Raw genomic sequence first — 26092 nt, 5'->3', positions numbered from 1 at the left:
CGCAAGTGGTTTGCACATATGTTGGTGGCCTCACCGAACGGCATTGCGCAAATATGCTACAAGTAACCATGGGTTCCAGGGGTGTGAAAACGACTGTTTCCACAAGTAAATGACTATCCCCTATAATTGATTGAATCCATGCGCAATCGTTTGCGACGCGCGCACCCAATGAAGGAAATATTTATGCTTTATCAACTGCACGAGATGCAACGCTCCTTCCTGACCCCGCTGATGCAGTGGGCCGATGCGTCCTCGAAGCTGTTCTCGAACCCGGTTTCCCCGTTCGCGCACACCCCGTTCTCGCAACGTATCGCCGCCGGCTACGAGCTCATGTACCGCCTCGGCAAGGACTACGAAAAACCGGCCTTCGGCATCAAGACCGTCCCTGTCGCGGGCGCCGAGGTCGGCATCATCGAACATACCGTCGTCGAAAAACCGTTCTGCAAGCTCATCCACTTCAAGAAGGACCTGAGCGACCAGGCCTTCGCCGCCCTGAAGCAGCCGTCGGTGCTGGTGGTGGCGCCGCTGTCCGGCCACCACGCGACCCTGCTGCGCGACACCGTGCGCGCCCTGCTGTCGGAGCACGACGTCTACATCACCGACTGGATCGACGCGCGCATGGTGCCGCTGTCGAACGGCCCCTTCCACCTGCACGACTACATCTACTACGTGCAGGATTTCATCCGCCATCTCGGCCCGGACGTGCACGTGATTTCCGTGTGCCAGCCGACTGTGCCGGTGCTGGCCGCGATCTCGCTGATGGCGACCAACAAGGATCCGAAGCTGCCCAAGACCATGACCATGATGGGCGGCCCGATCGACCCGCGCAAGTCGCCGACCGCCGTCAACGACCTGGCCACCGAGAAGCCGTTCTCGTGGTTCGAGAACACCGTGATCTACTCGGTGCCGGGCAACTACCCCGGCTATGGCCGCAAGGTCTATCCGGGCTTCCTGCAGCACGCCGGCTTCATCGCCATGAACCCGGGCCGCCACGCCCAGAGCCACCGCGAGTTCTACCAGCACCTGGTGCGCGGCGACGACGACTCGGCCGAGTCGCACCGCCAGTTCTACGACGAATACAACGCCGTGCTCGACATGCCGGCCGAGTACTACCTCGAGACCATCAAGACCGTGTTCCAGGACCACGCCCTGCCGAAGGGCACCTGGGAAGTCGGCGGCCAGCTGGTGCGCCCGCAGGACATCACCAGCGTCGCCCTGTTCACCGTCGAGGGCGAGCTGGACGACATCTCCGGCCTGGGCCAGACCCGCGCCGCGCACGACCTGTGCACCGGGATTCCGAAGGAGATGCACCAGGAATTCGTGGCCCCGAAGTGCGGGCACTACGGGATCTTCTCGGGGCGGCGCTGGAGGGAGATTATTTGTCCGAAGATTACGGAGTTCATCAAGGCGCATGCTTGATGTGACAATGCCGGAGTTGTCTCCGGCATTTTTTTTGCGAGTGGCTGCTCTTGTAAACTTGGGTTCCGGCCTTCGCCGGAAGTCGTAGGCCCCAGTGGGGCGTACGACGTGCTGGCGGACCTAGCCTCGAGCGAGCGTAACAAGTACCCGTAGCTCAAAAACCGTCATCCCGGCGCAGGCCGGGATCCAATTGCGCATGCACTCCACCACTGCACGCTTTCACCTGCCAACCAGCACCTCGGTAACCACCCCCGTCGCAATCGACACCAGCGCATAATCACTCCCCGCCTGCACCCACTGATGCCCCGCCGGCGGTTCCGTCAGCCGGTGCGCCTTCCAGTTCTCCACCACATAATGATGCGTCCGGTACCGCGACGGCAGCTGTTCGCCGCGCTTGAGTTGTCCGCTCGCCGCTACGCTGCGGTAAGGCCCGGCCTTGACGGCCCTGGCCTGCTGCGCGCGCGCATCCTGTTCGTTGCGCTGGTGCGCCTGGGCCGCGGCCCCGCAGGCCAGCGCCGTGGCGACCAGGGCTGGCACGATGATCTTGTTCATGTTGGCTCCCTGTTTGTCGATGGCCCCAGTACACCACGCGCGCACGGCCCGGTCTGTTCGCTCCAGCACGCAGGTCGCGGTGGCTGCGGTTTTGGCGGATAATGTCGGCTTTCGCCGTTCGAATGCCGCACCGTGACCAAGACCCTCGCCGACCTGATCGAAGACCAGCTGCCGCAGACGCAATGCACCAAGTGCGGCTACCCCGCATGCCGGCCGTATGCGGAGGCGATCGCGCGCGGCGAAGCGGAGATCAACCAGTGCCCGCCGGGCGGCATCGAAGGCGTGGCGCGGCTGTCCTCGGTGACGGGGCGCCCGGTCATCCCGATCAATCCGGCCAACGGCGTCGAGCGCCCGCGTCCGGTCGCCTTCATCGACGAGTCGCTGTGCATCGGCTGCACCCTGTGCATCCAGGCCTGCCCGGTCGATGCGATCACGGGCGCGGCCAAGCAGATGCACACCATCCTGCCGAGCCTGTGCACCGGCTGCGACCTGTGCGTGGCGCCCTGCCCGGTCGACTGCATCGCGATGGTGCCGGTGACTGGCGAGACCGGCTGGGCCGCCTGGTCGCAGCCGGCCGCCGATGCGGCGCGCGAGCGCCACGACTTCCGCACCGAGCGCCTGCGTCGCGAGAAGGAAGAAAACGATGCGCGCCTGGCCGCCAAGGCGCTGGAGAAGATGCGCGCGGTGACGGCCGAGGTGACCAACACGCCGGAGGAACTCGCGGAGAAGGAGCGCAAGCGCGCCATCATCGCCGCCGCCATGGAACGCGCGCGCCTGAAAGCCGCCGGCAACCCTCACGACAAAGCCTGAGATGAACCCCGCCAAACGCCTCGAAATCTTCACGCGCTTCCGCACCGCCAACCCGAAGCCGACCACCGAACTCGAATTCACCACGCCCTTCGAACTGCTGATCGCGGTGCTGCTGTCGGCGCAGTCGACCGACGTCGGCGTGAACAAGGCCACGCGCAAGCTGTACCCGGTGGCGAACACGCCGCAAGCCATCCTCGACCTGGGCCTCGATGAACTCAAGTCCTACATCGCCACCATCGGCCTGTACAACACCAAGGCCGCCAACGTGATGGCGACCTGCCGCATCCTGGTGGAGCAGCATGGCGGTGAAGTGCCGCGTTCGCGCGAGGCCTTGGAGGCCTTGCCGGGCGTGGGCCGCAAGACCGCGAACGTGGTGCTCAATACCGCTTTCGGGGAGCCGACCATGGCGGTCGACACCCACATCTTCCGCGTGTCGAACCGCACGAAGATCGCACCGGGCAAGAACGTCGACATCGTCGAACAGAAGCTCCTGAAATTCGTGCCCAAGGACTTCATGATCGACGCCCACCACTGGCTGATCCTGCACGGCCGCTACACCTGCGTGGCGCGCAAACCCAAGTGCTGGAACTGCCTGATCGCTGACCTGTGCGAATTCAAGGACAAGACGCCGGCGCCGCCCGGCACCCTCGATCCGAAGGTCGAAGCGCTCGAGGCGGCAGGACTGAAGTAAAGCTTCACCCGAGGCGCTTCTCGCCGGTGGCGAACGAGGCGCGCGCGATGCGGCCGTCGACCACTTCGTACACGCACAGCATCTCCACCGTGCCGCGCCCCTCCGGGAAGTTGCGGGTCACGATCTCGACGTCGGTGACGAAGTTACCGATGACCGAGCGGTTGACCAGGCGTGCGCGCAGGTCGGGTTCCGCGAAGCGCTCCTCGTAACGCGGGCGGATTTGCGCGTGGCCTTGGGCCAGCAGGGCGCCGTGGATGGCGAATTGCTGCGCATCTGACGCGTAGGTGGCCATCAGGGCGTCGAGGTCCTTGGCGTTGTAGGCGTCGAGCTGGGCCTGGACGACGGCGAGTGGGGATGTGTTCATGGGCTCCGTATGTAGATAAAAAACGCGCCAACTCCGGGCGCGTTTTCTATCTTACGCGGCCAAAAGCTTCGGTGCGTGCGCCGGCAGCGCCTTGCGCGCATCTTCGAGCTTGAAGACCGCCACCACCTCGTTCAACGCCGCGGTCTGGTCACGCAGCGACTGCGCCGCGGCCGCCGCCTCTTCCACCAGGGCCGCATTCTGCTGCGTGGTCGTGTCCATCTCGCCGACCGCCATGTTGATCTGCGCGATGCCCGCGCCCTGCTCGGCGCTGGCGGTGCTGATCTCGGCGATGATGTCCATCACGCTACGCACGCTGGTGACGATTTCGCCCATGGTGGCGCCGGCCTTGCCCACCAGCTGGTTGCCGGTGTCGACGCGCGCCACCGAGTCGTTGATCAGTTCCTTGATTTCCTTGGCCGCCGTGGCCGAGCGCTGCGCCAGGTTGCGCACCTCGCCCGCCACCACCGCGAAGCCGCGGCCCTGCTCGCCCGCGCGCGCCGCCTCGACCGCGGCGTTCAGCGCCAGGATGTTGGTCTGGAAGGCGATGCCGTCGATGACGCTGATGATGTCGACGATCTTGCGCGACGATTCGCTGATCGAGGCCATGGTCGTGACCACCTGCTCGACCATCTGGCCGCCCTTGCTGGCCACGTCGCAGGCCGAGATCGCGAGCATGCTGGCATGCTGGGCATTCTCGGCGTTGCGCTGCACGGTCGCCGTCATCTCTTCCATCGACGAGGCGGTTTCCTCGATCGCGCCGGCCTGCTGCTCGGTGCGGCTCGACAGGTCCAGGTTGCCCTGTGCGATTTCGTCGGACGCCACGGCGATGGTCTCGGAACCGTTGCGCACCTGCGCCACGATGGTCTGCAGGCTGCCGGTCATGTCCTTCAGGGCCTGCAGCAGCTGGCCGGTCTCGTCGTCGCTGCGCACGTCGATGGTGGTGCGCAGGTCGCCCGCGGCCACGTTCTGTGCGACCTCGACCGCGTCCTCGAGCGGGCGGGTGATCGAACGCGATACCAGCACGCCGGCGACGACGGCAACGACCGCGCCCAGCAGCATCAGGGTGTAGCTCAGGATGGTAGCCTGCCTGCCGACCGCTTCCGCCTCGGCGACGGTGGCGACGGCCTGCTTCGACATCGCTTTCTGGGCCTTGTCCAGCAGCTCGGCAGGCGCCCGGTCCATGCCCTTGACAGCCAGGTCGCCTGCGGCGGGGTCGAAGCCGGCGCTGGTGAAGTCGGCGAAGCCGCGGCGGTAGCCCTCGCCCATCTTCGCGTGCTCGCCGCCGAAGCGAGTGAGCAGCTCGCGCACCTCGCCCGCCGGCAGGACCGCGACCAGCGCCTTCGCTTCGCTCGCGACGTCCGTCTCGGTTTTCTGGAAGGCGCTCCAGTATTTCCCGCGCTGCTCCTCGTCCTTGCCGCGCAAGAGCGTGTTCTTCCATTCCTGGGTCTGCAGGCGGAAGTGCGACAGCAGGCCTTCGACGCGCTGGGCGTGGCCGGACTGGGTAACGGCATCGTTATAGGTGTCGAGCGCGTGGTTCATCCGGCTCATGCCGAAGAAGCCGGCGCAGGCGACGAGGAGCGTGACGGCGGCGAAGCCAAGGGGCAGTTTGCGGCTGAGTTTCATATTTGTCTCGTTGGGAATACCGCGGCGCATGCGCGGTGCATGGCCAGTCTAAGGACTTTGTATCCCACAAGCAAAATTAACTGACGACGCTGGAGCGACTTGTAATTAAATGTAGCTCAGCAGCAACGTAGTCTTTACAGCAGCACAAGATTATCCCGGTGTACCAGCTCTGGCCCCTCGACATAGCCGAGGATGCCCTCGATCTGCGCCGACGAATGCCGCATGATGCGCCGCACTTCGCTGCTCGTATAGTTGGTGAGCCCGCGCGCCAGCGGCGTGCCGGCCTCGTCGATGCAGGTGATCACCTGCCCGCGTCCGAATTCGCCGCGCACCGCGATCACGCCGATCGGCAGCAGCGACTTGCCTTCGCGCGTGAGCTTTTGCGCCGCGCCTGCATCGATCACGACTTCGCCGGTGGTGTGCAGGTGGTCGATCATCCACTGGCGGCGCGCGGTCAGGCGGCCGGTCGGTGCGCTGAGCTGGGTGCCGATCGCTTCGCCGCCGGCCAGGCGGGTCAGCACGTTTTCTTCGCGGCCCCAGGCGATGATGGTGTGGGCGCCCGAGCGCGCGGCGCGCTTGGCGGCCAGCACCTTGGTCAGCATGCCGCCGCGTCCCAGGCTGGAACCGGCGCCGCCGGCCATCGCCTCCAGCGCGGCGTCGCCGGCCTGCGCTTCCTCGATCAGCTTCGCCTGCGGATCCTTGCGCGGATCGGCGGAGAACAGCCCGCGCTGATCGGTCAGGATCACCAGCGCATCGGCCTCGATCAGGTTGGCGACCAGGGCGCCGAGGGTATCGTTGTCGCCGAACTTGATTTCGTCGGTGACGACGGTGTCGTTCTCGTTGATGATCGGGACCACGCCCAGGCGCAGCAGGGTCGTCAGGGTCGAACGTGCGTTCAGGTAGCGCTCGCGGTCGGCCAGGTCGGCGTGCGTCAGCAGCACCTGCGCGGTGCCGGTGCCGTGGCTGCGAAAACTGCTTTCGTAGATCTGCGCCAGGCCCATCTGACCCACGGCGGCGCAGGCCTGCAGTTCGTGGATATCCGTCGGGCGCTTGGCGAAGCCGAGGCGCAGCATGCCTTCGGCGATGGCGCCGGAGGAGACCAGCACCACCTCCTTGCCGAGGCTGCGCAGGGCGGCGATCTGGGACGCCCAGCGGGCGATGGCGGCGTGGTCCAGGCCCCTGCCCTCGTCGGTGACGAGGGAGGAACCGACCTTGACGATGATGCGAGCGGCGTGCTGGAGTGCAGGGGTCATGGCGACAGGAATCTTCCTCGCGGCCGTAGGGCCAGCAGGGAAAGTCCCGCCACCAACTCGACCGCGCAAACAGCTAATAATACCCCCTTCGGCAGCCCGATCGCGAAAGCGGCGACGAGACGCCCGGCCGGCTGGGCCAGGAGGAACAATGCGGTGAGGTCGCCGAGGATGGGCTGGTCGCCCTGCCTGGCTGCCAGGTAGGCGAGCATCGCGGTAGCGAGGCGGACGCCCACGTAGATGGCGTAGAACTGGCTGTAGCCGTTCACGCCCACGAGAAACAGGCCCATCGCCGACGCGATGCCATCGGGATCGAGCAATGCCGCCAGCGCCGCCAGGGAACTGGCGGTGGCGACGAGGTGCAACAGCCGGCTACGCAGCCGGTGACGAATTGGCAGGACCGCGGCCAACTCAGTCTTCGAGGATCTTGAAGCGGGGATCGTCCGGATCGATCGAGTTGATGCCGCGCGCTTCCTCGGTCATCGACGTCTCTTCCGAACGCTGCTCGCTGGTGCGCTTCGCTTCCAGGTGCAGGTAGATCGCGTTGATCAGGTCCTGGCAGCCTTCGCGGTTCAGTGCCGAGATCTCGAACACCGGACCCTTCCACGCCATGCGCTTGACGAAATCCTTCACGACCTTCTTGCGCTCGGATTCTTCGACCACGTCGAGCTTGTTGAGCACCAGCCAGCGCGGCTTGTTCAGCAGCTCTTCGTCGTACTTCTCGAGTTCCTTGACCAGCGCCTTGGCTTCCTTGACCGGGTCGGCCTTGGTATCGAAGCCCGACAGGTCGACGATGTGCAGCAGCAGGCCGGTGCGCGCCAGGTGGCGCAGGAACTGGTGGCCGAGGCCCGCGCCTTCGGCGGCGCCTTCGATCAAGCCCGGGATGTCGGCGATGACGAAGCTTTTTTCGTGCGACACGCGCACCACGCCCAGGTTCGGATGCAGGGTGGTGAACGGGTAGTCGGCGATCTTCGGCTTGGCGTTCGAGACGGCCGTGATGAAGGTCGACTTGCCGGCGTTCGGCATGCCCAGCAGGCCCACGTCGGCCAGCACCTTCAGCTCGAGGCGCAGGGTGCGACGCTCGCCATCCTTGCCTTCGGTCTTCTGGCGCGGCGCGCGGTTGGTCGAGGTCTTGAAGTGAATATTGCCCCAGCCGCCCTCGCCGCCCTTGGCCAGCAGTTCGGTCTGGCCGTGCTCCATCAGGTCGGCGACGATTTCGCCGTTGAGGTCATCCACGATCAGGGTGCCGACCGGCATGCGCAGGTAGACGTCTTCGGCGCCCTTGCCGTAGCAGTCCGAGCCGCGGCCCGGTTCGCCGTTGCGGGCGTGGTGGGTCTTCGAGTAGCGGAAGTCCACCAGGGTGTTGATGTTACGGTCGGCCACCACGTAGATCGAGCCGCCCTTGCCGCCGTCGCCGCCGTCCGGGCCGCCGAAGGGGCGGAACTTCTCGCGGCGGAACGAGGCGCACCCGTTGCCGCCGTCGCCGGCGATGACTTCAATTCTTGCTTCGTCGATAAACTTCATGATGGTGACCGATAAAAACTAAAAAGGCCCTACCGTGGGCAGAGCCTTTCGATGGAAGGCTTGCGCCTTGCAAAGAAGCGCCGCATGTGCGGCGCGAGTGCGTCTCAGTTGCTGTATTAAGCAGCGACTGCTTCGTTAGCAACGACGGTCACGAACTGCTTCGAGCCCACGCCTTGCTTGACGAACTTGACGGTACCGTCGACCAGCGCGAACAGGGTGTGATCCTTGCCGGTGCCGACGTTGGCGCCAGCGCGCACCGGGGTGCCGCGTTGACGGATGATGATGCCGCCGGCGCTGATCGCCTGGCCGCCGTAGACTTTCACGCCAAGGCGTTTGCTTTCTGAGTCACGGCCGTTGCGGGTAGTACCGCCACCTTTTTTGTGTGCCATTTATTTGCTCCTTGATGAATGAACTTGGTGAATCGAACGGCGATTAGCCGTTGATCGACACCACCTGGATTTCGGTGAAGTTCTGGCGATGGCCCTGACGCTTCTGGTAGTGCTTACGACGGCGCATCTTGAAGATGCGGACCTTGTCGTGGCGACCGTGGGAAACAACTTTCACCAGGACCGAGGCACCTTCGACCAGCGGAGCACCAAACTTGATGCTGTCGCCCGCGCCGAGCGCGAGAACTTGATCGATGGTGAGTTCGGAACCAATGTCAGCAGGTATCTGTTCTACTTTGAGTTTTTCGCCAGCGACAACTTTGTATTGCTTGCCACCGGTTTTTATGACCGCGTACATGATTGAAACCTCATCAAATGTTAAAAGAATCCCGCCGGCGTCAGAGACGCTGAGCTGTTCGGATGCCGGGGAACAGGGGATTATACATAAGTCGCGGCAAGCGGTCAAAATGCCTTGACGATTCCGAAGCGTGCCGCCTGGCTGGCGTAGCGCAAAGCCAACGCCGTGTGCGGCATGCCCTGGCGGTAGCGCTCTCTCAGCCAGTCGTGGGACGCCCTACCCTTGCATGACGTATAATCCCCGCACTTGACCAAAACACCACTGTATTTATTCACCGTTAACGCAGGTTCGCCTTGTCAGCCGCTACCCAAAACGCCCAGAACACCATCGCCCAATCGATCGCCGCCGACATGGAATCCGTCAACACGGTGATCCGGCAGCGGCTGCACTCGGAAGTCAGCCTGGTGAACCAGATTGCCGAGTACATCATCAGCGCGGGCGGCAAGCGGATCCGTCCTGTGCTGGTGCTGCTGCTGGCCAATGCCTACGGCTACAAGGGCACGGCGCACCACGAACTGGCGGCGGTGGTCGAGTTCATCCACACCGCGACCCTGCTGCACGACGACGTGGTCGATGAGTCCTCGATGCGCCGCGGCCGCCAGACCGCCAACGCCCTGTTCGGCAACGCGGCCTCGGTGCTGGTCGGCGACTTCTTGTATTCGCGCTCGTTCCAGATGATGGTCAGCCTCGACAATATGCGCGTGATGCGCATCCTGTCCGACGCCACCAACGTGATCGCCGAAGGCGAAGTGCTGCAGCTGCTGAACATGCACGACCCGGACGTCACCCACGAAAGCTACCTGAAGGTGATCCGCTCGAAGACCGCCAAGCTGTTCGAAGCGGCCGCCGAACTCGGCGCCCTGGTCGGCGGCGCGACCGACGAACAGATCGAGGCGGCCGGCGAATACGGCCGCTCGCTGGGCACCGCGTTCCAGCTGATCGACGACGTGCTGGACTACGCCGGCGATGCCGCCGAGATTGGCAAGAACCTGGGCGACGACCTGCGCGAAGGCAAACCCACCCTGCCCCTGATCTGGCTGATGGAAAACGGCACGCCGGAACAGCGCCAGCTGGTGCGCAGCTGCATCGAGCACGGCGACGAAGCGCAGTTCGACGCGGTGCTGGCGGCGGTGTCGTCGAGCGGCGCGCTGGATTACACTCGCGCCCAGGCCGAGAGCGCAGGCCGCCGCGCGGCCGAGGCGATCAGCGGCCTGCCGGACAGCATCTACAAGACGAGCTTGCAGCAGCTCTGCAGTTTCGCAGTTGACAGGAACCATTGAGCCAACTATAGTAATGCCTTCCCGAGATTTCGGTCACGAAGTCTCAAACCCAGTCGGGGTGTAGCTTAGCCCGGTAGAGCGCTACGTTCGGGACGTAGAGGCCGGAGGTTCGAATCCTCTCACCCCGACCAAGAATTCGAAAAGCCAGACACGATGCAAATCGGTCTGGCTTTTTTCATTTCCGCGAGCCTGGGTCAGCCACGGCAGCAGCAAGACCGTCGCCCCGGGACTAGGCGTCCCCCTTGGCCGGGGCGCAGGTCAAGCTGCTGTGTCTTACGCCACCTCGGTGACGAACTGCGAAATCGGACGGCGCACTTTCTTCAGGTTGACCAGCCAGTCACCCTCATCCGCGCGATAGCCGAGCGGCAGGAGGACCACCGAACGCAAGCCGCGTTCGCGCAGCTTCAGGATCTCGTCGACCTTGCCTGGGTCGAAGCCTTCCATCGGCGTCGCATCCACCTTCTCTTCGGCGGCGGCGATCAGCGCGCTGCCCAGGCCGATGTAGGCCTGGCGTGCGGCGTGCTCGAAATTGGTCTGGGCGTCGCGCTGCGGATAGGTCGACAGCAGCTGCTGGCGATAGGCTTCCCAACCTTCGTTCCTGAAGCCGCGCTCGGTATTCACCAGGTCGAACATCGCATTGATGCGCTCGGCCGTATAGTTGTCCCACGCGGCGAACACGAGCAGGTGCGAGCAATCGGTCACCTGGGACTGGTTCCAGGCATGCGCCTTGATCTGTTCACGCACGGCGTCGTTGGTGACCACAAACATCTCATACTGTTGCAGGCCGCTGGAACTGGCGGTCAGGCGCACCGCTTCGAGGATGCGGTCGATCGTCTCCCTGGCGACCTTTTTGGCCGGATCCATTTTTTTGGTGGCGTAACGCCACTGCAGGGTTTGCAGGAGATCGGACATACGGATTTCTTTCCATGTGAAGTAAAGGACCCGCCATGATGCCCGACTCGGCAATTTCTTGCCGAACAGGGCCTCATCCTTCACATGCTCACGGCCCCTGCTCCAGCGCCACTGCGAAGCCCACGGTCTGCTCGTCCTCGCGGGACAGGCTGATCACCGGCGTGCCCAGCTTGCTCAGTTCCTTGTCGCCGCTGTACTCATAGCGCACGAAGTCCTTGCCGCTCTTCTTCGGCTTGCCGAGTTTGCCCTGGATCTGCGACTTGAGCGGATTGAAGCGGTCGGGCTTCAGGAACAGCTGGATATACATCACGTAATTCTTCGCAGGCGTGGCGCCCTCGCGCGTGCTGATCTTCATTTCCGTGATCCCGGTCTTCGGGTCGCAGCTGTACTCCGCATCCACGCCATGCTCGTCCTTCTGGCGGTCGGTACGCTTGCAATCCGGCGTCACCAGCTTGTCGAAGCTGTCGCTGTTCATGCGGAAGGCCTTGTAGTCGATCAGCGACGCCATGATCCGGTCGAGCGGCGCCTGCGCGACCGCCGCCTTCTGCGGCTGTTCGCCTTCCGCCTGTGCGCAGCCAACCGCCGCGAAGCCGATCACCGCGGCCAGCGCCGCCCGTTTGAAACCGTGTCCCACGAAACCCATCATTCCATTACCGCCTTGTCGATACTTGCTGTCGGATCCATCAGGTCGGAGCGGCGCTGGTAGGGCGGCCTGCCCCTCAGCGTCAGGCCCTCGTCCCTTGGGCTCTTGTTACTGCTATACATTTCCAGGTGCAGCATGGACGACTTCAGGCCCTGCAGCTTGCCCACCTGCCCCAGCAGCTGGCCGCGCTTGACCTCCTGGTTGCCCTTGACCTTCAGCCCGGTCGGCTTCACCTCGCCATAGCGCGCGATGAAGCTGCCGTGGTCGACCTCGATGACCCAGGTGCCCAGGTAGAAGGCGTACACCTGCACCACCTTGCCGTCCGCCATCGCGCGCACCGGCGTGCCGACCGGCGCGTACAGGTCGATGCCCGCGTGCTTGCGGCCCTTGGAACGGTTGGCGCCGAACTGGCGGCCGCCGTTCTTGTACGACACCGGCGGGCGCGCCTCCAGCGGGAACAGCAGGCCGGAAATCACCTTGCCGCCGGTCGACTTGACCGGTGGCGGCGGCGCCGGCTTCTTGACGGCGACCGCCTTCGGATGGCCGCTCTGGCTGCGCGTGGCTTCCACGTCGACGGTCGGCGCGGCGGGTCTGGCTGCCGGCTTCGGCGTCGGTACGGGGACCGGCGCTGGCGCTGGCGCTGGTGCAGGTGCAGGCGCTGGTGCTGGTGTCGGAGCTGGCGTCTCGGGCACAGCGGGCGCGGGCGATGCCGGCGGCGTATCCGCCGGCCCGCCGCTGACCGCTTCCGCTCCCGGTGGTTCGGCATGTGCCGAGGTCGGCGGCGGGGCGGCCTCGCCCGCCGGCGCGGACGTCGCCGGACCAGCTTCCTCACTCTCCGTAAACTCGATGTGCGCCAGGCTTTCCCACAGGGCGGAGTTGATGTCGAGCTGGTCGATCTGCTCCGGCTGCACTTCGATCGGTTCGATCTCGCGTTCCAGCGACGTGGGCGCCGCTGCGGGTGCCGGTTCGGGCGCGGCCGGCTTCGGCGCAGGTGCAGGCGCAGGTGCAGGCGCAGGTGCAGGCGCCGGCTTCGGCGTGGGTTTCGGCGCCGGTTTCGCCGCGGCGGGCGGCGGCGGCGCAGGCTTCTTGCGCGCGGCCGGCGGCGGTCCCGGCTTGCCCTTGTGGACGTCGGTCGTGGCGCAGGCCTTCGACTTCGGGCTCAGGCAAGCCACCGTGTGCACCGAGTCCTGGATGATCCCGCTGCGCAGCTGCTTCCAGCCGCCGGTGATGCGCGCGACCCAGATCTCGTACTGGTCGCCGATGCTGAAGCCGCGGATCGTGCTGATCAAGCCCTTGTCGTCGGTCTTCGCCGTCTTGTGCGGCGCGCCGTTGCGCTTGACCTGCACGTTCAGGCCGGCGATCGGCGCCTTGGTTTCCTTTTCCGCGAACACCAGGTTCATGTGGCCGCAGCAGCCCAGGTCATAGCCGCCCAGCAGCTCGACGTAGTGCGACACTTTGGTGCCCAGGCCGTCCTGCGGATCGGTCTTGCCGTTCGAGCGCAGGAACTGCATCACGCCCGGGTTCTTGGGGCTGCCGAAGCCCTTCAGGTGGGCGCCGGCGATGATGCCCGACTCGGTGATCCTGACGCCGTTGATGGTGCTGCCGATGAACTTGTCGAGCTTGTAGCCCTTCATGCGCTTGCACAGCAGCGCGATCCATTCCCTGGCCGCGGTGTCCTGGGCCGCTTCGCTGTTGCGGAATTCCTCCAGCGAGTCGATGCCGTGCTTGCCCTTCCACTTGCCCTTCCAGTCGTTCTTGTAGTTGTTGCCGTCGGGTTCGTAGTAACCGAGGTCGATCAGCGCGGGTTCGCCGAACTGGTACTTGCCGACGTAGCCGGCATAGTTGACCACCCGGGTGTTGGTGCCGGCCTCGCGTGCGAACAGGGCTTTCAGGAAGGCGTCGGTATTTCCCTTGCTCATGGCGCCGGGCCCCGCTTATCGGGCCTGGCCGAGCAGGCGCTGCTCGCCGGCCGACGGCGCGCCGAGGAACTCGGTCTGCTTGTCCAGGTTCAGCTTGCCGACCATGCGGCGCGAGGCCGGGTCGTACAGCAGGCGCAGCGAGATCTCGTCGCAGCGGTGGGCCTGGCAGGCGTCGTAGACGATCCATTGCGCGCCGGTGGCCGGGTCGGGCCGCAGCGTGGGCTCCGGCGCCGGTCCGCTCAGCAACCGTTTCTTGAGCGGCACCCGGACCTTGTCCGCCTTCGCCAGGCTGGACGAGGCCAGCAGCGCATCGAACTGCTTGGCGAAGCCGCCCTGGTAATAGGTCTTGCCGTCGACGATGTTGGCGTCCTTGCTCAGCAGGTTGAAGAGCTGGGTCTGATAGGGCGCGAGCGACGCGGCGTCGACGGCGGCGGCGGCCGGCTTGTCCGCACGCGAGGAATCGGCGATCGCGCCGACGCAGACGGCGCCCACCGCGCATGCAATGAGCAGCGAGGCCAGGCGGTGCTTCCTAATCATAGTCAATATCCTCATAAATTTCCCATTCCCCGTCGCCGACCAGCAGGGTCACCTCTTCCGGCGCATCGGTGAAGACACGGTTGGTGCGGCCGAACTGGTCGAGCTGGCCCTCGAACACGCTGCCGTCCGCGCGCTGCAGCAGATAGGGCGTGCCGGCCGCCGCCAGCGGCGAATCGAACAGGCCGGCGGCGTCGAAGCGGGTGCTGTACGCGGTCTCCGTCTGCGTGTCGAGCGCGCCGGCGGCCGGCAGGTGCGGCAGCACCGGCGCATCCTTCATCGGCCCGGTCAGCTCCTTCATGCTGGCCTTGAAGGCCATGGTCCCGGGACCATGAATCATGATGTTGCCGCCCTCGAGCTTGAGCCAGGCGCCTTGCGCGGTCAGCATCACGTGCTGGCGCGCCGCCACCGTCACGCTCTTCGTCACGCTGGCGACCGTGATGCTCTTGTCCGCGGTGAGACGGGTCGGGCCAGACTGGCTCTGGGCGCTGACCTTGCCGCTGGCCGCGTGCAGCGCGATGCCGGTCTCCTGGTTCGGTTTATCGGGCGCGCTGGCCTTCCCGTAGGTGAACAGGCCGACGCCCTTGGCGGCCGCGCTGTACCAGTTGCCCTGCGCCGCGAAGTCGATGTCCTGCCCGGCCGCGATGCTGGTGGTGGCGCCGGCCGCGATGACCGCGCTCGCGGGCGTCAGGGCGGCGATGCCTTTCGGGCTGGAGAGCTGCAGCTGCGGCTCGCGGAAGGCCGCCGCATGCTCGGCGTCGGCGTCGGCGCCGGCATTGCCGGGCGCGGTGTGCGCCAGCACCTCGGCGCTGTGGGCGAGCTCCTCGAGCGCGGGCAGCTTCGCCGGCTCGGTTTCGCCGGCCAGTGTCGCATTGTGCTTGTGCGCGGTCTCCGCGAGCGCGGTCTGCATCGCGTGGCTGGCCTCGACCTGGGCCAGGGCGTCCTGCGCATCGAGCTGGTCGCGGCCGTCGCCGGCGGTGCTCAGCAACAGGCCCTGGGCCGCACGCAGCGCGGCGGAATGCGCGGTCTTGAGTTCGGCGCCGAAGCCGGCCGGCGCCAGGCGCTGGTTATCCGTCTGGTGGCGCAGGTGGCCCAGGTTCAGTTCGTCCGTGCCCTCGTAGGCCTTGGCGTGGCGCTGCAGGGCCACGCGCGGCTCGCCCGGCGTATCGTCGAACACCAGCTGGCTGAAGGCGCCGGCGCCATCCTGGCTCGCGGCCAGCGCCTGGGATTTCAGGCCCGACAGCACGGCGGGGTGCGCGTAAGCGCCGCCCTGGCCGGGGAACCAGGCGGGCGCGTTGCCGGTCGCCGCGCCGGCGCCCTGCACCACCCCGTTGCTCTGCGCGTCCTGGTTGCCGGCGCCGTTGTAGAGCGCGCCGATCACCACCGGGCGGTCGATGTTCCCGTCGAGGAAATCGACCAGCACTTCCTGCCCCACCCGCGGCAGCGCGTGGCTGCCCCAGTTGGCGCCGGCCACCGGCGCCAGCGGCGTCGCCACCCTCACCCAGGTGCCGGCGCGGTCGTCGGCCGGGGCGCCGGTATGGCCGTCGGGAGAAGGATGGTCGAGGCGGCTGTGGCTGGCGCTGCCGCGCTGCCAGTGGAACTGCACCTTGATGCGGTGGTCGCGGTCGGTGTGGATCACGGAGCCGGCCGGGCCCACCACGATCGCGCTCTGCTGGCCCTGCACCGAAGGACGCGGATGCAGCAGGCTGCCGCGCTCGTCGACCCAGCGGCTGCGGTAGGGCGTGGCCGCGGGAATCGCCTCGAAGCGGTTGCGGTAGACCGGGCGCTCGCCGGCGCCGCGTCCGACGGCGTGCAGGCTGGTGGCCAGGTCGGCGTCGTTCGCCGCGCGCACCGGGCAGGCGCCCAGCAGGCGCGCCAGCGCATCGCCGGTGTCGGCATTCAGGTTGTTGTGGGCCAGGTGGCGCACCCGGACGATCGCGAACTCGGCGTCGCTGCCGCCGTCGTACTTGCTGTGGTCCTGCAGGGCGAAGGTGCTGCCGGGCGCGAAGCTGCGCACCGTGCCGGCGCCAACGGCCACCTCGGCGCTCGCCTGCAGCGCCTGCAGCTGGTGCTCGGCGATGCGTTCGCCGTCGGCGCGGGTCGCATACGCATACACACCGGGATGGTCGCTGCTCGCCAGCGGCACGGCGCCGCCGCTGGAGGCCGACACTTCGCGCCGCTGGCGCGTGCGGTAGTCCCAGCTGCTCAGGGAGACCTCGTTGGTCTGCAGGCGGCACTCGAGGCGCCAGCGGTCGACGCTGTCCTCGCGCATCACGGCGCCGGGCTGGGTGAAGCGCACCTGCGCCTGCGGGTTCGGCGCGAACGCGCCGTTGTGGTCGGCGATCACCAGGGTATGCGCGTCGGCCGCATGCTCAAAGAAGTAAAACAGGCCCTCTTCGCTCATCAGGCGTTCGGCGAAGGCCAGGTCGCTCTCCTGGTACTGGGTGACGATGCTGCGGCGGGGGTAGACCGCGGGGTCGCGCAGCTCGAAGCGCCAGGCCGGCGCCAGCCTGCCCTTGCCCTCCCAGGCCTTGAACACCTCGCTCAGGATGTCGGGCACGCTCAGGTCCTGGAAGATGCGGCTGTCGCGGCCGAGCTTGAGGAAGGCGGTCCAGGGTTCGACGACCAGCAGGTAGCGGGCGAAGCCGCCGTTCGCGCCGAGCAGCTGGGCGCTGGTGACGTGGCCGTGGAAGGGCCGCGCGGCGCCGGGGGCCAGCAGCTCGACCAGCACCGGCTGGCCGATCAGGGATTTGAGAGGGATGGCGGCGTCCAGCGACAGCGCAGAGACCTCGAAACGGTAACCCTCGCCCAGCGCCTCGTCGCCGCGCAGGGATTCGGCCAGCAGGGTCGCGTCGCCGGCGGGCGTCGTCAGGCGCAGCACGCGCTGGTGCTGGGTGTAGCGCCCTGCCAGGGCGTCAAGCACGGTCGATGCCAGCGACTGGAGCGGGTTCGACATCCGATTCCTTCCGAAACTAACTCTCTGTTAATACGGATGACATTCTAAAACATGACCTGCCCGGACAAAATGTTTTCACAATTCAATTGTGCGGCCGCTATGAGCCATGGATAAATGCAACATTCGGATGAGTGCAGACCGTCTACAGCCAGCGACAGGCCGGGGCCGGCACCTGCCCCGGGACTGGCTGACGAAGCCGAAGTGAGACCACCGGCTTAGAAAATAGCGCTGAGTACGCCGCTTACGACGAGCAGGCCGATCAGGAAAATAATGACAATCGCCCACAGCAGGAATTTCAACATAATGCTCTCCTTAAATAAGTTTCTGTGGAGATGATTGCATTTTCTTCAACCATACGGCGCATGTTTCCCGAGCGCGCTACTCAGGGACGCAACTGCAGCAGCCTGACGTTCTCGTCCGCCAGCGGGATGCGCAGGCGCCGCGCCGCGGCGTCGAAGGTGGCGTCCTGCGCGGCCCTGCCGTCGATCGCGACGCCGGCTGGAGGCGAGGACAGGCCGATGAACTCGACGGCGCCCACGCGCTGGTAGCCGGCATTGGCAGGGACGTCCAGCCGCACGCCCATCCCATCCTGGCGCGCGGTCAGCGTCCGCGATTGGCCCTGGCGGTAGGCATAGCCGTCGCCGGCATCCTGGAACACGCGCCCGGTGCCATCGGCGCCGGTGGCGACCAGCAGTGTCAGGGGCGCATCGCGCAGTTCGCCGGTGTGCTGGACCGGCGCGGAGACCGGCACGATGGCGCCGGCGCGGATGAACAGCGGCAGGCGATCCAGCGGCGCGTCGATCTTCGCCGACGTGCCGCCCTTGTGGCGGCGGCCGCTCCACCAGTCGATCCAGGCGGCGCCTCGCGGGAAGTAGACCTCGCGGCTGCGCTGCCCTTCCTTCACGACCGGCGCCACCAGCAGGTCGGCGCCGAGCAGGAACTGGTCCTCGACCAGGCCGGCGCGCGGGTCGGCGGGATAGTCGAACCACAGTGGCCGCATCGGGGGGCTGCCGGTGCCTTCGTTTTCTTCGAACAGCGTGTACAGGTAAGGCAGCAACTGGTAGCGCAGCTCGATGGCGGCGCGGCTGATGCGCTCGAACTCAGGACCGAAAGCCCAGGGCTCGCGCGGCTTTGACACGTCGTTCGAATGGGTGCGGAAGTATGGCGTCAGCGCCGCCGCCTGCATCCAGCGCGCGTGCAGCTCGGCGCCCGGGCTGCCCATGAAGCCGCCGACGTCGGCGCCGACGAAGGGCACGCCCGACACCGACAGGTTGGCCAGCATCGGGATGGTGAGGGCCAGGCCTTCCCAGGTCGGCGAATTGTCGCCGGTCCAGACCGCGGCGTAGCGCTGCACGCCGGCGAAACCGGCGCGCGTGAGCACCATCGGGCGCTTCTCGGGACGGAGCTTCGTCAAGCCCTCGAAGCTGGCGCGCGCCATCTGCAGGCCGTAGACGTTGTGGTACTGCGCGTGGCTGCCGGGGCGGCCGTCGCCGTCGTGGCGGACGTCGAGCGGAAAGGTGCGCTGGGGTCCGAGCGGGATCTCGGGGCCCTCGAAATCGTCGGGCGGGAACACGCCCGGCTCGTTCATGTCGTTCCAGAAGCCGTCCACGCCGAGGTCGAGGGCCGACTGGTACAGGCTGCCGAACCAGGTGCGCGCTGCCGGCGAGGTGAAATCCGGGAAGGCGCAGATGCCGGGCCAGACCTTCGCATGCAGCTCGCTGCCGTCCGGCTTCTTGACGAAGTGGCCCCCTGCCCGGCCGCTCCGGTAGATCGCGAAACCGGGATCGCGCTTGATGCCCGGGTCGACGATGGTGACGGCGCGGAAGCCCTGCGCGTGCAGGCTGTCCAGCATCTTCTTCGGCTCCGGGAAGGTCTTCCCGTTCCAGGTAAAGACGCGGAAGCCGTCCATGTGGTCGATGTCGAGGTAGAGCACGTCGGCCGGGATGCGGCGCCGGCGGAATTCGCGCGCGACGTCGAGCACCTTTTCCTGGTTCATGTAGGACCAGCGCGACTGGTGGTAGCCGAGCGCCCACAGCGGCGGCAGCGCGCCGCGTCCGGTGAGCGCGGTGTAGTCGCGCAGCACACCCGCGGGGGTGCGTTCAAGGCCGCCCGTGAACACGTAGTAGTCGAGTTCCCCGCCCTTGGCGCCGAAGCTGTAGCGGTGCGGGTCCTGCTTGCCCATGTCGAACCAGCTGCGCCAGGTGTTGTTGAAGAACAGGCCGTAGCTGCGGCCCTGGTGCAGGGCGATGAAGAAGGGGATCGCCTGGTAGGACGGGTCGTGGCCGGATGGATAGTCGGGCACGTCGGCGTTCCACATCACCATCGACTGCTGGTGGCGCGACATCGGGAAGGTCTTTTCGCCGAAGCCGTAATACAGCTCGTAATCGTCGCGCCGCATCGAGGTTTCGATGGCGCCGTCCTGGGCGTTGAAGGCCATGGGACGGGCGGGATCGTCGGCCACCACGAGGCGGCCAGCGCTGTCGTAGACCGAGATCGCCAGTTCCGGCGCATGCCGGATCACGATGCGGGCGCCGCTCGCCGAACGCAGCTCCTGCTTCGCCACGACGGCCCTGGCGCGCGGCGGCGCGCCTTCGATGGCATAGGAGACGTCGGCGTCGAAGCGGCCGGTGGGGCTCATGCGGACGCGCACGACGTCCGGGGTGGCGAAGCCGACCCGCACGCGCGCGCCGCTGGACGTTCTCAGTTCGAGGCCGTCATCGAGCGGACGGCTTGCAACGACCTTGCCGACGCTGCGCAGGGCGGCGTCGGCAGGCAGGCTGGCGCAGAGGAGAACACATGCGGAGCAGGCCGCGACGGGAAAACGCAGGGTGCATCGCATCGGGCCGGCTCCTCGTGACTACATCAGATCTTCGCGCCCTTGTCGTACAGGTTCGCGTACTTCAGGCCGAAATACAGGATGAAGGCGTAGCAGGCCGCCGGCACCAGGAAGGACTGCTGGACGCTGATGCTGTCCGCGCACATGCCCTGCACGAAGGGGATGATGGCGCCGCCGACGATGGCCATGCACAAGATGCCCGAGGCCTGGCCGGTGAACTTGCCGAGCTTGAACAGCGCCATGCTGAAGATGGTCGGGAACATGATCGAGTTGAACAGGCCGACACCGATGATCGCCCACATGGCCATGTGGCCCTGGCCGAACACCGCCAGCAGGATCAGCGCGATCGAGGCCGCCGAGTTGAAGGCCAGCGCCTTGCCCGGGCTGACGAAGCGCATCGCGGCGAAGCCGATGAAGCGGCCGATCATGGCGCCGCCCCAGTAGAAGCTGACGTAGTGGGCCGCGTCCGCGTGCGAGAAGCCGGCGATGTGCGGCTCGGCGAAGAAGTTGATCAGGAAGCTGCCGATGCTGACCTCGGCGCCCACGTAGAGGAAGATGCCGATGGTGCCCAGCACCAGGTGGCGATGCGCCAGCACCGAACCCTTGGCCTCGGCGCTTGCCGCCTGCGCCGGGTCGTCCGCGTGGACGATCTTCGGCAGCTTCACCAGCGCGAACAGCACGGCCAGCACCAGCAGCGCGCCGGCCAGCACCAGGTAGGGGCCCTGCACGCTCGCCGCCTGCGCCGCGCGGTAGGCGGCCTGCTCGACCGCCGGCAGCTTGGCCAGTTGTTCCGCGCCGATCACGCTGCCGGACAGGATCAGGATGCCGCCCAGCGCCGGCGCCACGGTGGTGCCGAGCGAGTTGAAGGCCTGGGTGAGCGTGAGGCGGCTCGAGGCGCCGCGCGCGTCGCCCAGCACCGTCACGAAGGGGTTGGCCGCCACCTGCAGGATGGTGATGCCGGCGGCCAGCACGAAGAAGCCGAACAGGAACAGCGCGTAGCCGCTGTTGGCGGCCGGGTAGAACAGGCCGCACCCCAAAGCCGCGACCACCAGGCCGGCGACCGCGCCGTTCTGGTAGCCGATGCGCTTGATCAGCGCGCCGGCCGGCAGCGACACGATGAAGTAGGCGCCGAAGAAGCAGAACTGCACCATCATCGCCTGCACGTAGGTCAGCGTGTAGAGCTCCTTCAGGTGCGGGATCAGGACGTCGTTCAGGGCGGTCAGGAGACCCCACATGAAGAACAGGATGGTGATGATGACGAGCGGGCCGGTGGTGCCCGACTGGACGCTGGCCTGGGGCACGGTCGTCGCCGTCGATTGGGGGATGGTTGCCATGTGAGGTCTCCTGAAAATGTCTTTTTTAGTTCGCTTCAAAACGTCGTTCCGGCGCAGGCCGGAACCCAGGTCAAGCATCTCGACAACGCACGCAGAACTTGGGCACCGGCCTGCGCCGGTGCGACGGTCTTGCGGCTAACGCTTACTGCACGCCAGCGGGAGGGTTAGGCAAGTCCTTCGCCTTCGTCCCCCAGCCCGCCGTATCCGGCTGCGCCGACAGCCCGTACCGCAGCGTGCCCGCCTGCTGCAGCTGCTCCCAATCCAGCCACACGCGCTGCACCGGCTTGCCGGCATAGTTCACCGACTTGACGAACTGGCGCTGGCCCGGCTGGGCGCCCGGCGCTTCGATGCGCAGCACGCGGCCTTGGGGCAGGTCGATCTCGGCCCTGGCGAAGCGCGGCGCGTGCAGCAGGAAGCGGCCGCTGCCCGGGGTGTCCGGGTAGATGCCCAGGGCGCTGAACAGGTACCAGGCCGACATGGTGCCCAGGTCGTCGTTGCCGGTGACGCCGCCGGCGCCGTTGGTGAACAGGGTCTCGGCCGCGCGCAGCACCGTGGTGGTCTTCCACGGCTGGCCCATCAAGGTGTACATCCAGGGCGCGTGCAGGTCGGGCTCGTTGTTCGGGTTGTAGCGGAACTGGGCGTAGTAGCTGTACGGACCCACGACCCAGGATTTACGGACCGCGTTCGCGTCCGCCAGCACCGCATCATAATCGAAGAACTGGTCCAGGCGCCCCAATGCTTGTTTGGCGCCGCCCATCGCCGCGGCCAGGCCCGGCACGTCCTGCTGCACCAGCCACTGGTATTGCCAGGCGGTGCCTTCATGGAAGCCGTGGTCGCCGCGCGGATCGAAGCCGCTGCCGACGTCCGCGAACCAGCTGCCGTCCTCCAGGCGCGGACGCGGGAAGCCCTTCTGGCCGGTCGGCTGGTCGACCACGCTCGGGTCCCAGATCTTGGTCCAGTTCCTGGCGCGCTGTTCGAGCACCTTGGCATCGGCGGTCTTGCCCAGCTTCTTCGCCATCACGGCCAGCGCGCTGTCGGCCAGCGCATACTCCAGGGTCGCGGATGCGCCGTGGTGCGGGTCGGTGTCCATGCCCTTCGAGATGAAGCTGCGGTCGTACTGCACGAAGCCCTGGCGCAGGTAGCTCGGGTTGCCCGAACGGCCTTGCGGACGAATGCCGAAGGCCGGCACGCCGAAAGCGTTTTCGCGCAGCGCGGTCCAAGCCTGCTGCTCGCGGCCCTTCAGCGCGCCGTAGCGCCACAGGTCGACCATGAACGGGGTCACCGGGTCGCCGGTCATGATGTTGGTCTCGAAGCTCGCATAGCCCCAGCGCGGCAGCCAGCCGCCCTGTTCGCGGATGGTGAGCACCGAGTTGGCGATGTCGCGCGCGCGTTCGGGACGCAGCAGGGCGATCAGCTGGTTCTGGGCGCGGTAGGTGTCCCACAGCGAGAAGTACTCGTAGTAGGTCCAGTCCTTGGCGGTGTGGATCTTGTCGTCGTAGCCGCGGTAGCGGCCGTCGGCGTCGTTGCCGGTCATCGGCTGCAGCAGCGCGTGGTACAGCGCCGTGTAGAACACGGTGCGGTCGTCAATCGACCCGCCTTCGATGCGAACGCTGGACAGCTCGCGCTGCCATTCGGCTTGCGATTTCGCCTTCATCGCATCGAAGCTGATCGGCTGGCCGTTCACCACGCCGTCGGCCTTCTGGTTGATGCGCGCGCCTTCCGCGTCGACGTGCGAGATCGCGCTGACGGCGGTAACCGACTTGCCGTTCTTCAGGTCGAAGCTGAGCCACACGCCGTGTGGCTTGGCTTCGCCGTTCTGGCTCGGGCCGTCCACGCCGGGCCAGCCGCCGCGGTCGTCCCAGATGCCCTTCGCCACGAAAGGCTGGTCGAAGGTGATGCGGAACCAGGTGGTGTACTTGGCGCCACCACAGAAGCTGCGGGTGACGATCTGGCCTTCGACGCTGCGCTCGTCGACGATTTTCACCTGGCTGCCGATGACGGAGTGGCGTTCGTTGGCCTGGCCCAGGTTCAGCAGCACGTGGCCGGTCGCGGTTTTATCGGAGAAGGTGTAGCGCTCGGCGGCGGCGCGGGTCAGCGCGGTCGATTCGGCCGTGATGCCGCCGTAGCTGGTGAGCTTCACCTTGTAGTAGCCGGCCTGGCCGACTTCGCCGTCGTGGGTGTATTCGGCGGCGTACTTCTTGTGGTCGAAGCTGCCCGGTTTGCTGGTGTCGAAATCGCCGCCCGGCTTGATGGTGCCGGTGACCGGCAGCACCGACAGCTGGCCGCCCTGCTCCCAGCAGCCGGCGCCGGACACGAAGGAGTGGCCGAAGCCGCGGATGCGCTTGTCGCTGTAGCGGTAGCCGGCGTAGTGGTCGGCGATCGGGCTGACCTGGATCTTGCCGAAGGGGGCCGAGGCGCCGGGGAAGGTGTTGCCTTCATCCTGGGTGCCGATGAAGGTGTTGACCGGCGTGGTGTTGGCGGTGGCGGCCGACAGCGGCAGCGCGATCACCGCCAGGGCGAGGCCGAAGGCCGGGACAAATTGAATCTGACGCATCACGATACTTCTCCTTCGAGCAGTTCGAACAATTGGTGCATCGACGCAGGCGTCGGTGGCGTGGCGCCGGCCTGCAGGCAGGCGGCGGAACCCGCCGCCAGCGCGGCGTGCAGGTGGGATTGCAGGCTGCGCGCCGGCTGGCGCGTCAGGGAATGCAGCAGGCCGGCGATGCTGGCGTCGCCCGCGCCGACGGTGTCGACCACGGTGACTTTCGGCGCCAGCGCGTGGGCGCGCTCCTCGCCGCGGAACAGGCTCGCGCCCTGGCCGCCACGGGTCAGCAGGAACAAGGCCGCCGGATTCATGGCGCGCAGGCGGGCGAAGGCTTCGTCCACGCCCAGGCCCGGGAACAGGCCGCGCAGGTCGTCGTCCGACACCTTGATCACGTCGGCGATCGCCGCCATGCTCTCCAGGGTCGGCGTATAGCGCTCGTCCATCAGGTTGCGGTAGTTCGGGTCGAAGCTGATCGACACGCCCTGCGCCTTCAGCCGCTGCGCCAGCGCCACCAGGGTGCTTGCCAGCGGCTGGCGCGCCAGGCTGATGCCGCCGAAGTGGGCCCACTGCAGGCCGTCGGCCCACCCATCCGGATATTGCGAAGGATCGAAATGCAGGTCGGCGCTGTCGTCGCCGATGAAGAAGTAGTGCGGCGGCTCGCTCTTTTCCACGATCGCCAGCAGCGGCGAACGGGGAAAGCGCTGCAGCAGGCGCAGGTCCAGGCCGACCGCCTCGCTGGCGGCCCACAGGGCGTCGCCGAAGCGGTCCTGGCTGATGGCGCCGGCGAAGGCCGTCTTCTCGCCCAGGCCGGCCAGGGCGCGCGCCACGTTCCAGGTCGAACCGCCCACGCGGGCGACCCAGGTATCGTTGCCCTGGTCGATCATGTCGGTGAGCGCCTCGCCGGCGCACAGCATCACGGGCGCGTCGTTCATGCCGCGCTCTTCGGCAGCACGGCGACGATGTCGTAGACGGCGCCCATGGTGTGGTAGTCGACCTTGCCGGCCGGGCTCTTCTCGTCGCTCAGCTTGCGGTTCTCGCGGTCGAGGATGCGGTACCAGGCGCCGTACTGGTGGTCGACCATGTGGGTCCAGCTGTAGGCCCAGATACGGTCGTACCACTCCCAGTAGAAGGCGTTGCCGGTGCGCTCGCCCAGCATGGCGGCGGCGGCGGCGCTTTCGGCCTGCACCCAGAAGTACTTGTGCCAGTCGCAGATTTCCAGGGTCGGCGCCAGCGAGTAGCACAGGCCGCCGTGTTCCTTGTCCCAGCCCTGCTCCACCGCCACCTTGAACAGGCGTTCGGCGGTCGGCAGCAGCCAGCTGGCATCCTTGCCCGGCACGCCTTCCAGACGCGCCTCGAGCAGCAGGAGCAGCTTGGCCCATTCGGTGAAGTGGCCCGGCTGGTAGCCCCAGGGGCGGAACAGGTTTTCCGGGTCGTCGATGTTGAACTTCCAGTCCGGCTGCCATTGCTGGTCGTAGTGTTCCCAGATCAGGCCACCGCAGCGCCCGGCCTGGCGCTGGGTGATGTTCCAGGCGACAATGTAGGCGCGGTCGAGGTAGCGCGCGTCGCCGGTGGCCTGGTGCGCTGCCAGCAGCGCTTCCACCGAGTGCATATTGGCGTTCTGGCCGCGGTAGGTGGACAAGGTGCTCCAGTCCTGGCTCGCCTCGTCCGCATACAGGCCGTCGGCCTCGTTCCAGAAGCGGCGCTCCATCAGCTCGAAGGCCTCGTCGATCCAGGGACGCGCTTCTTCCAGGCCGGCCATGACGGCGTGCGAGTAGGCCAGCAGCACGAAGGCTTCGCCGTAGGCGTGCTGGGTGCCGTCTTCGATCTTGCCGCCGTCGAGCATCCAGGCATAGCCGTCGCCGTCCGGGGCGCGGTGCGCTTCGCGCAGGAAGCGCAGCGCGTGCTTCAGGCCGTCCAGGTAGGCCGGGTCCTGGAAGTGGCGGTAGGCCATCGCGTAGGTGAACACGAAGCGGGTGCTGCTCACCAGGTGGCGGTGGCTGGCGTCGTAGACCGCGCCGTCGTCCTTGAAGTACTGGTACATGCCGCCCGCGGGGTCGATCGCGCGCGGATGGTAGAAGCGCATCGTGTGGCGCGCGTGGTCGAGCAGGACGTCCGGGCTGCGGAAGTTCGGGAGAGTGGTCATATGGTCGTGTTGG

23 protein-coding genes and 1 tRNA gene are annotated in these 26092 nt (G+C 66.7%); 5 read left to right on the top strand and 19 right to left on the bottom strand.

The genetic code is table 11. The features are described from left to right. Positions 1-183 precede the first annotated feature (183 nt). Positions 184-1419, top strand: a complete 1236-nt coding sequence (locus LQ564_RS13905; RefSeq protein ID WP_231058699.1) for a polyhydroxyalkanoate depolymerase — start codon at positions 184-186, stop codon at positions 1417-1419. Between the two features lie 219 nt (positions 1420-1638). Here the strand turns inward: LQ564_RS13905 and LQ564_RS13900 are convergent, their stop codons facing one another. Then, entirely contained in the window at positions 1639-1971 is a 333-nt protein-coding gene (locus tag LQ564_RS13900; protein ID WP_231058698.1) for an RcnB family protein, read from the bottom strand. A 132-nt stretch (positions 1972-2103) separates the two neighbouring features. On the opposite strand from LQ564_RS13900, the gene rsxB reads away from it, so the two are divergent. Further along, positions 2104-2781, top strand: coding sequence for an electron transport complex subunit RsxB (gene rsxB, locus LQ564_RS13895; RefSeq protein WP_231058697.1), 678 nt, complete (start codon positions 2104-2106; stop codon positions 2779-2781). A 1-nt stretch (position 2782) separates the two neighbouring features. Further along, on the top strand, positions 2783-3472 hold the full coding sequence (gene nth, locus LQ564_RS13890) for an endonuclease III (protein WP_231058696.1): 690 nt from the start codon (positions 2783-2785) through the stop codon (positions 3470-3472). A gap of 4 nt (positions 3473-3476) precedes the next feature. Here the strand turns inward: nth and LQ564_RS13885 are convergent, their stop codons facing one another. The 7 genes from LQ564_RS13885 to rplU form a co-directional block, all read right to left on the bottom strand. Further along, on the bottom strand, positions 3477-3836 hold the full coding sequence (locus LQ564_RS13885; protein ID WP_231058695.1) for a nuclear transport factor 2 family protein: 360 nt from the start codon (positions 3834-3836) through the stop codon (positions 3477-3479). Positions 3837-3887: 51 nt separating this feature from the next. Continuing rightward, on the bottom strand, positions 3888-5459 hold the full coding sequence (locus tag LQ564_RS13880; RefSeq protein ID WP_231058694.1) for a methyl-accepting chemotaxis protein: 1572 nt from the start codon (positions 5457-5459) through the stop codon (positions 3888-3890). A gap of 134 nt (positions 5460-5593) precedes the next feature. Beyond that, entirely contained in the window at positions 5594-6712 is a 1119-nt protein-coding gene (proB, locus tag LQ564_RS13875; RefSeq protein ID WP_231058693.1) for a glutamate 5-kinase, read from the bottom strand. Continuing rightward, positions 6709-7119: a hypothetical protein gene (locus LQ564_RS13870; RefSeq protein WP_231058692.1), complete on the bottom strand. Its 411-nt coding sequence runs from the start codon at positions 7117-7119 to the stop codon at positions 6709-6711. Before LQ564_RS13870 ends, proB begins: the two co-directional genes overlap by 4 nt. A 1-nt stretch (position 7120) precedes the next feature. After that, positions 7121-8233, bottom strand: a complete 1113-nt coding sequence (gene cgtA, locus LQ564_RS13865) for an Obg family GTPase CgtA (protein ID WP_231058691.1) — start codon at positions 8231-8233, stop codon at positions 7121-7123. A 116-nt stretch (positions 8234-8349) separates the two neighbouring features. Further along, positions 8350-8622: a 50S ribosomal protein L27 gene (gene rpmA / locus LQ564_RS13860; RefSeq protein ID WP_231058690.1), complete on the bottom strand. Its 273-nt coding sequence runs from the start codon at positions 8620-8622 to the stop codon at positions 8350-8352. A gap of 43 nt (positions 8623-8665) precedes the next feature. Beyond that, positions 8666-8977 (bottom strand): 50S ribosomal protein L21, encoded by a 312-nt coding sequence (rplU, locus tag LQ564_RS13855; protein WP_027865917.1) that lies wholly within the window; start codon positions 8975-8977, stop codon positions 8666-8668. Positions 8978-9270: 293 nt separating this feature from the next. Between rplU and ispB the strand changes: the two genes are divergently transcribed. Continuing rightward, the gene (gene ispB, locus LQ564_RS13850) at positions 9271-10257 is read left to right on the top strand and encodes an octaprenyl diphosphate synthase (protein WP_269143538.1); all 987 of its coding nucleotides are present in this window, start codon (positions 9271-9273) and stop codon (positions 10255-10257) included. A gap of 54 nt (positions 10258-10311) precedes the next feature. Next, positions 10312-10388 (top strand) — tRNA-Pro (locus LQ564_RS13845). 142 nt (positions 10389-10530) lie between these two features. Here LQ564_RS13845 and LQ564_RS13840 read toward each other — a convergent pair. The 11 genes from LQ564_RS13840 to LQ564_RS13795 all read right to left on the bottom strand — a co-directional run bounded on the left by LQ564_RS13840 (position 10531) and on the right by LQ564_RS13795 (position 26079). After that, positions 10531-11169: an NAD(P)H-dependent oxidoreductase gene (locus LQ564_RS13840; RefSeq protein ID WP_231058689.1), complete on the bottom strand. Its 639-nt coding sequence runs from the start codon at positions 11167-11169 to the stop codon at positions 10531-10533. An 88-nt stretch (positions 11170-11257) separates the two neighbouring features. Beyond that, positions 11258-11815 carry a hypothetical protein gene (locus tag LQ564_RS13835; protein ID WP_231058688.1) on the bottom strand — a complete coding sequence of 186 codons (558 nt, stop codon included), beginning with the start codon at positions 11813-11815 and terminating at the stop codon, positions 11258-11260. Further along, positions 11812-13731, bottom strand: a complete 1920-nt coding sequence (locus tag LQ564_RS25840; protein WP_269143537.1) for a M23 family metallopeptidase — start codon at positions 13729-13731, stop codon at positions 11812-11814. Before LQ564_RS25840 ends, LQ564_RS13835 begins: the two co-directional genes overlap by 4 nt. A 15-nt stretch (positions 13732-13746) precedes the next feature. Next, on the bottom strand, positions 13747-14268 hold the full coding sequence (locus LQ564_RS13825; RefSeq protein ID WP_231058687.1) for a hypothetical protein: 522 nt from the start codon (positions 14266-14268) through the stop codon (positions 13747-13749). Beyond that, positions 14261-17221: a type VI secretion system Vgr family protein gene (locus LQ564_RS13820; RefSeq protein WP_231058686.1), complete on the bottom strand. Its 2961-nt coding sequence runs from the start codon at positions 17219-17221 to the stop codon at positions 14261-14263. The genes LQ564_RS13825 and LQ564_RS13820 overlap by 8 nt, the downstream gene beginning before the upstream one ends. 215 nt (positions 17222-17436) lie before the next feature. Then, positions 17437-17523, bottom strand: a complete 87-nt coding sequence (locus LQ564_RS26075; RefSeq protein WP_443094013.1) for a small membrane protein YohP — start codon at positions 17521-17523, stop codon at positions 17437-17439. A gap of 80 nt (positions 17524-17603) precedes the next feature. Next, on the bottom strand, positions 17604-20060 hold the full coding sequence (locus LQ564_RS13815; protein WP_231058685.1) for a glycoside hydrolase family 31 protein: 2457 nt from the start codon (positions 20058-20060) through the stop codon (positions 17604-17606). 23 nt (positions 20061-20083) lie between these two features. Next, positions 20084-21391, bottom strand: coding sequence for a sugar MFS transporter (locus LQ564_RS13810; protein ID WP_231058684.1), 1308 nt, complete (start codon positions 21389-21391; stop codon positions 20084-20086). A 142-nt stretch (positions 21392-21533) separates the two neighbouring features. Beyond that, entirely contained in the window at positions 21534-23945 is a 2412-nt protein-coding gene (locus LQ564_RS13805) for a GH92 family glycosyl hydrolase (RefSeq protein WP_231058683.1), read from the bottom strand. After that, the gene (locus LQ564_RS13800) at positions 23945-24868 is read right to left on the bottom strand and encodes a carbohydrate kinase family protein (protein WP_231058682.1); all 924 of its coding nucleotides are present in this window, start codon (positions 24866-24868) and stop codon (positions 23945-23947) included. Before LQ564_RS13800 ends, LQ564_RS13805 begins: the two co-directional genes overlap by 1 nt. Then, positions 24865-26079, bottom strand: coding sequence for an AGE family epimerase/isomerase (locus tag LQ564_RS13795; protein ID WP_231058681.1), 1215 nt, complete (start codon positions 26077-26079; stop codon positions 24865-24867). Before LQ564_RS13795 ends, LQ564_RS13800 begins: the two co-directional genes overlap by 4 nt. Between the last annotated feature and the right edge of the window lie 13 nt (positions 26080-26092).

Source organism: Massilia phyllostachyos, assembly GCF_021044825.1.
GTDB classification, from domain to species: Bacteria; Pseudomonadota; Gammaproteobacteria; order Burkholderiales; family Burkholderiaceae_D; genus Telluria; species Telluria phyllostachyos.
This window is presented reverse-complemented; position numbering and strand designations above follow the sequence as displayed.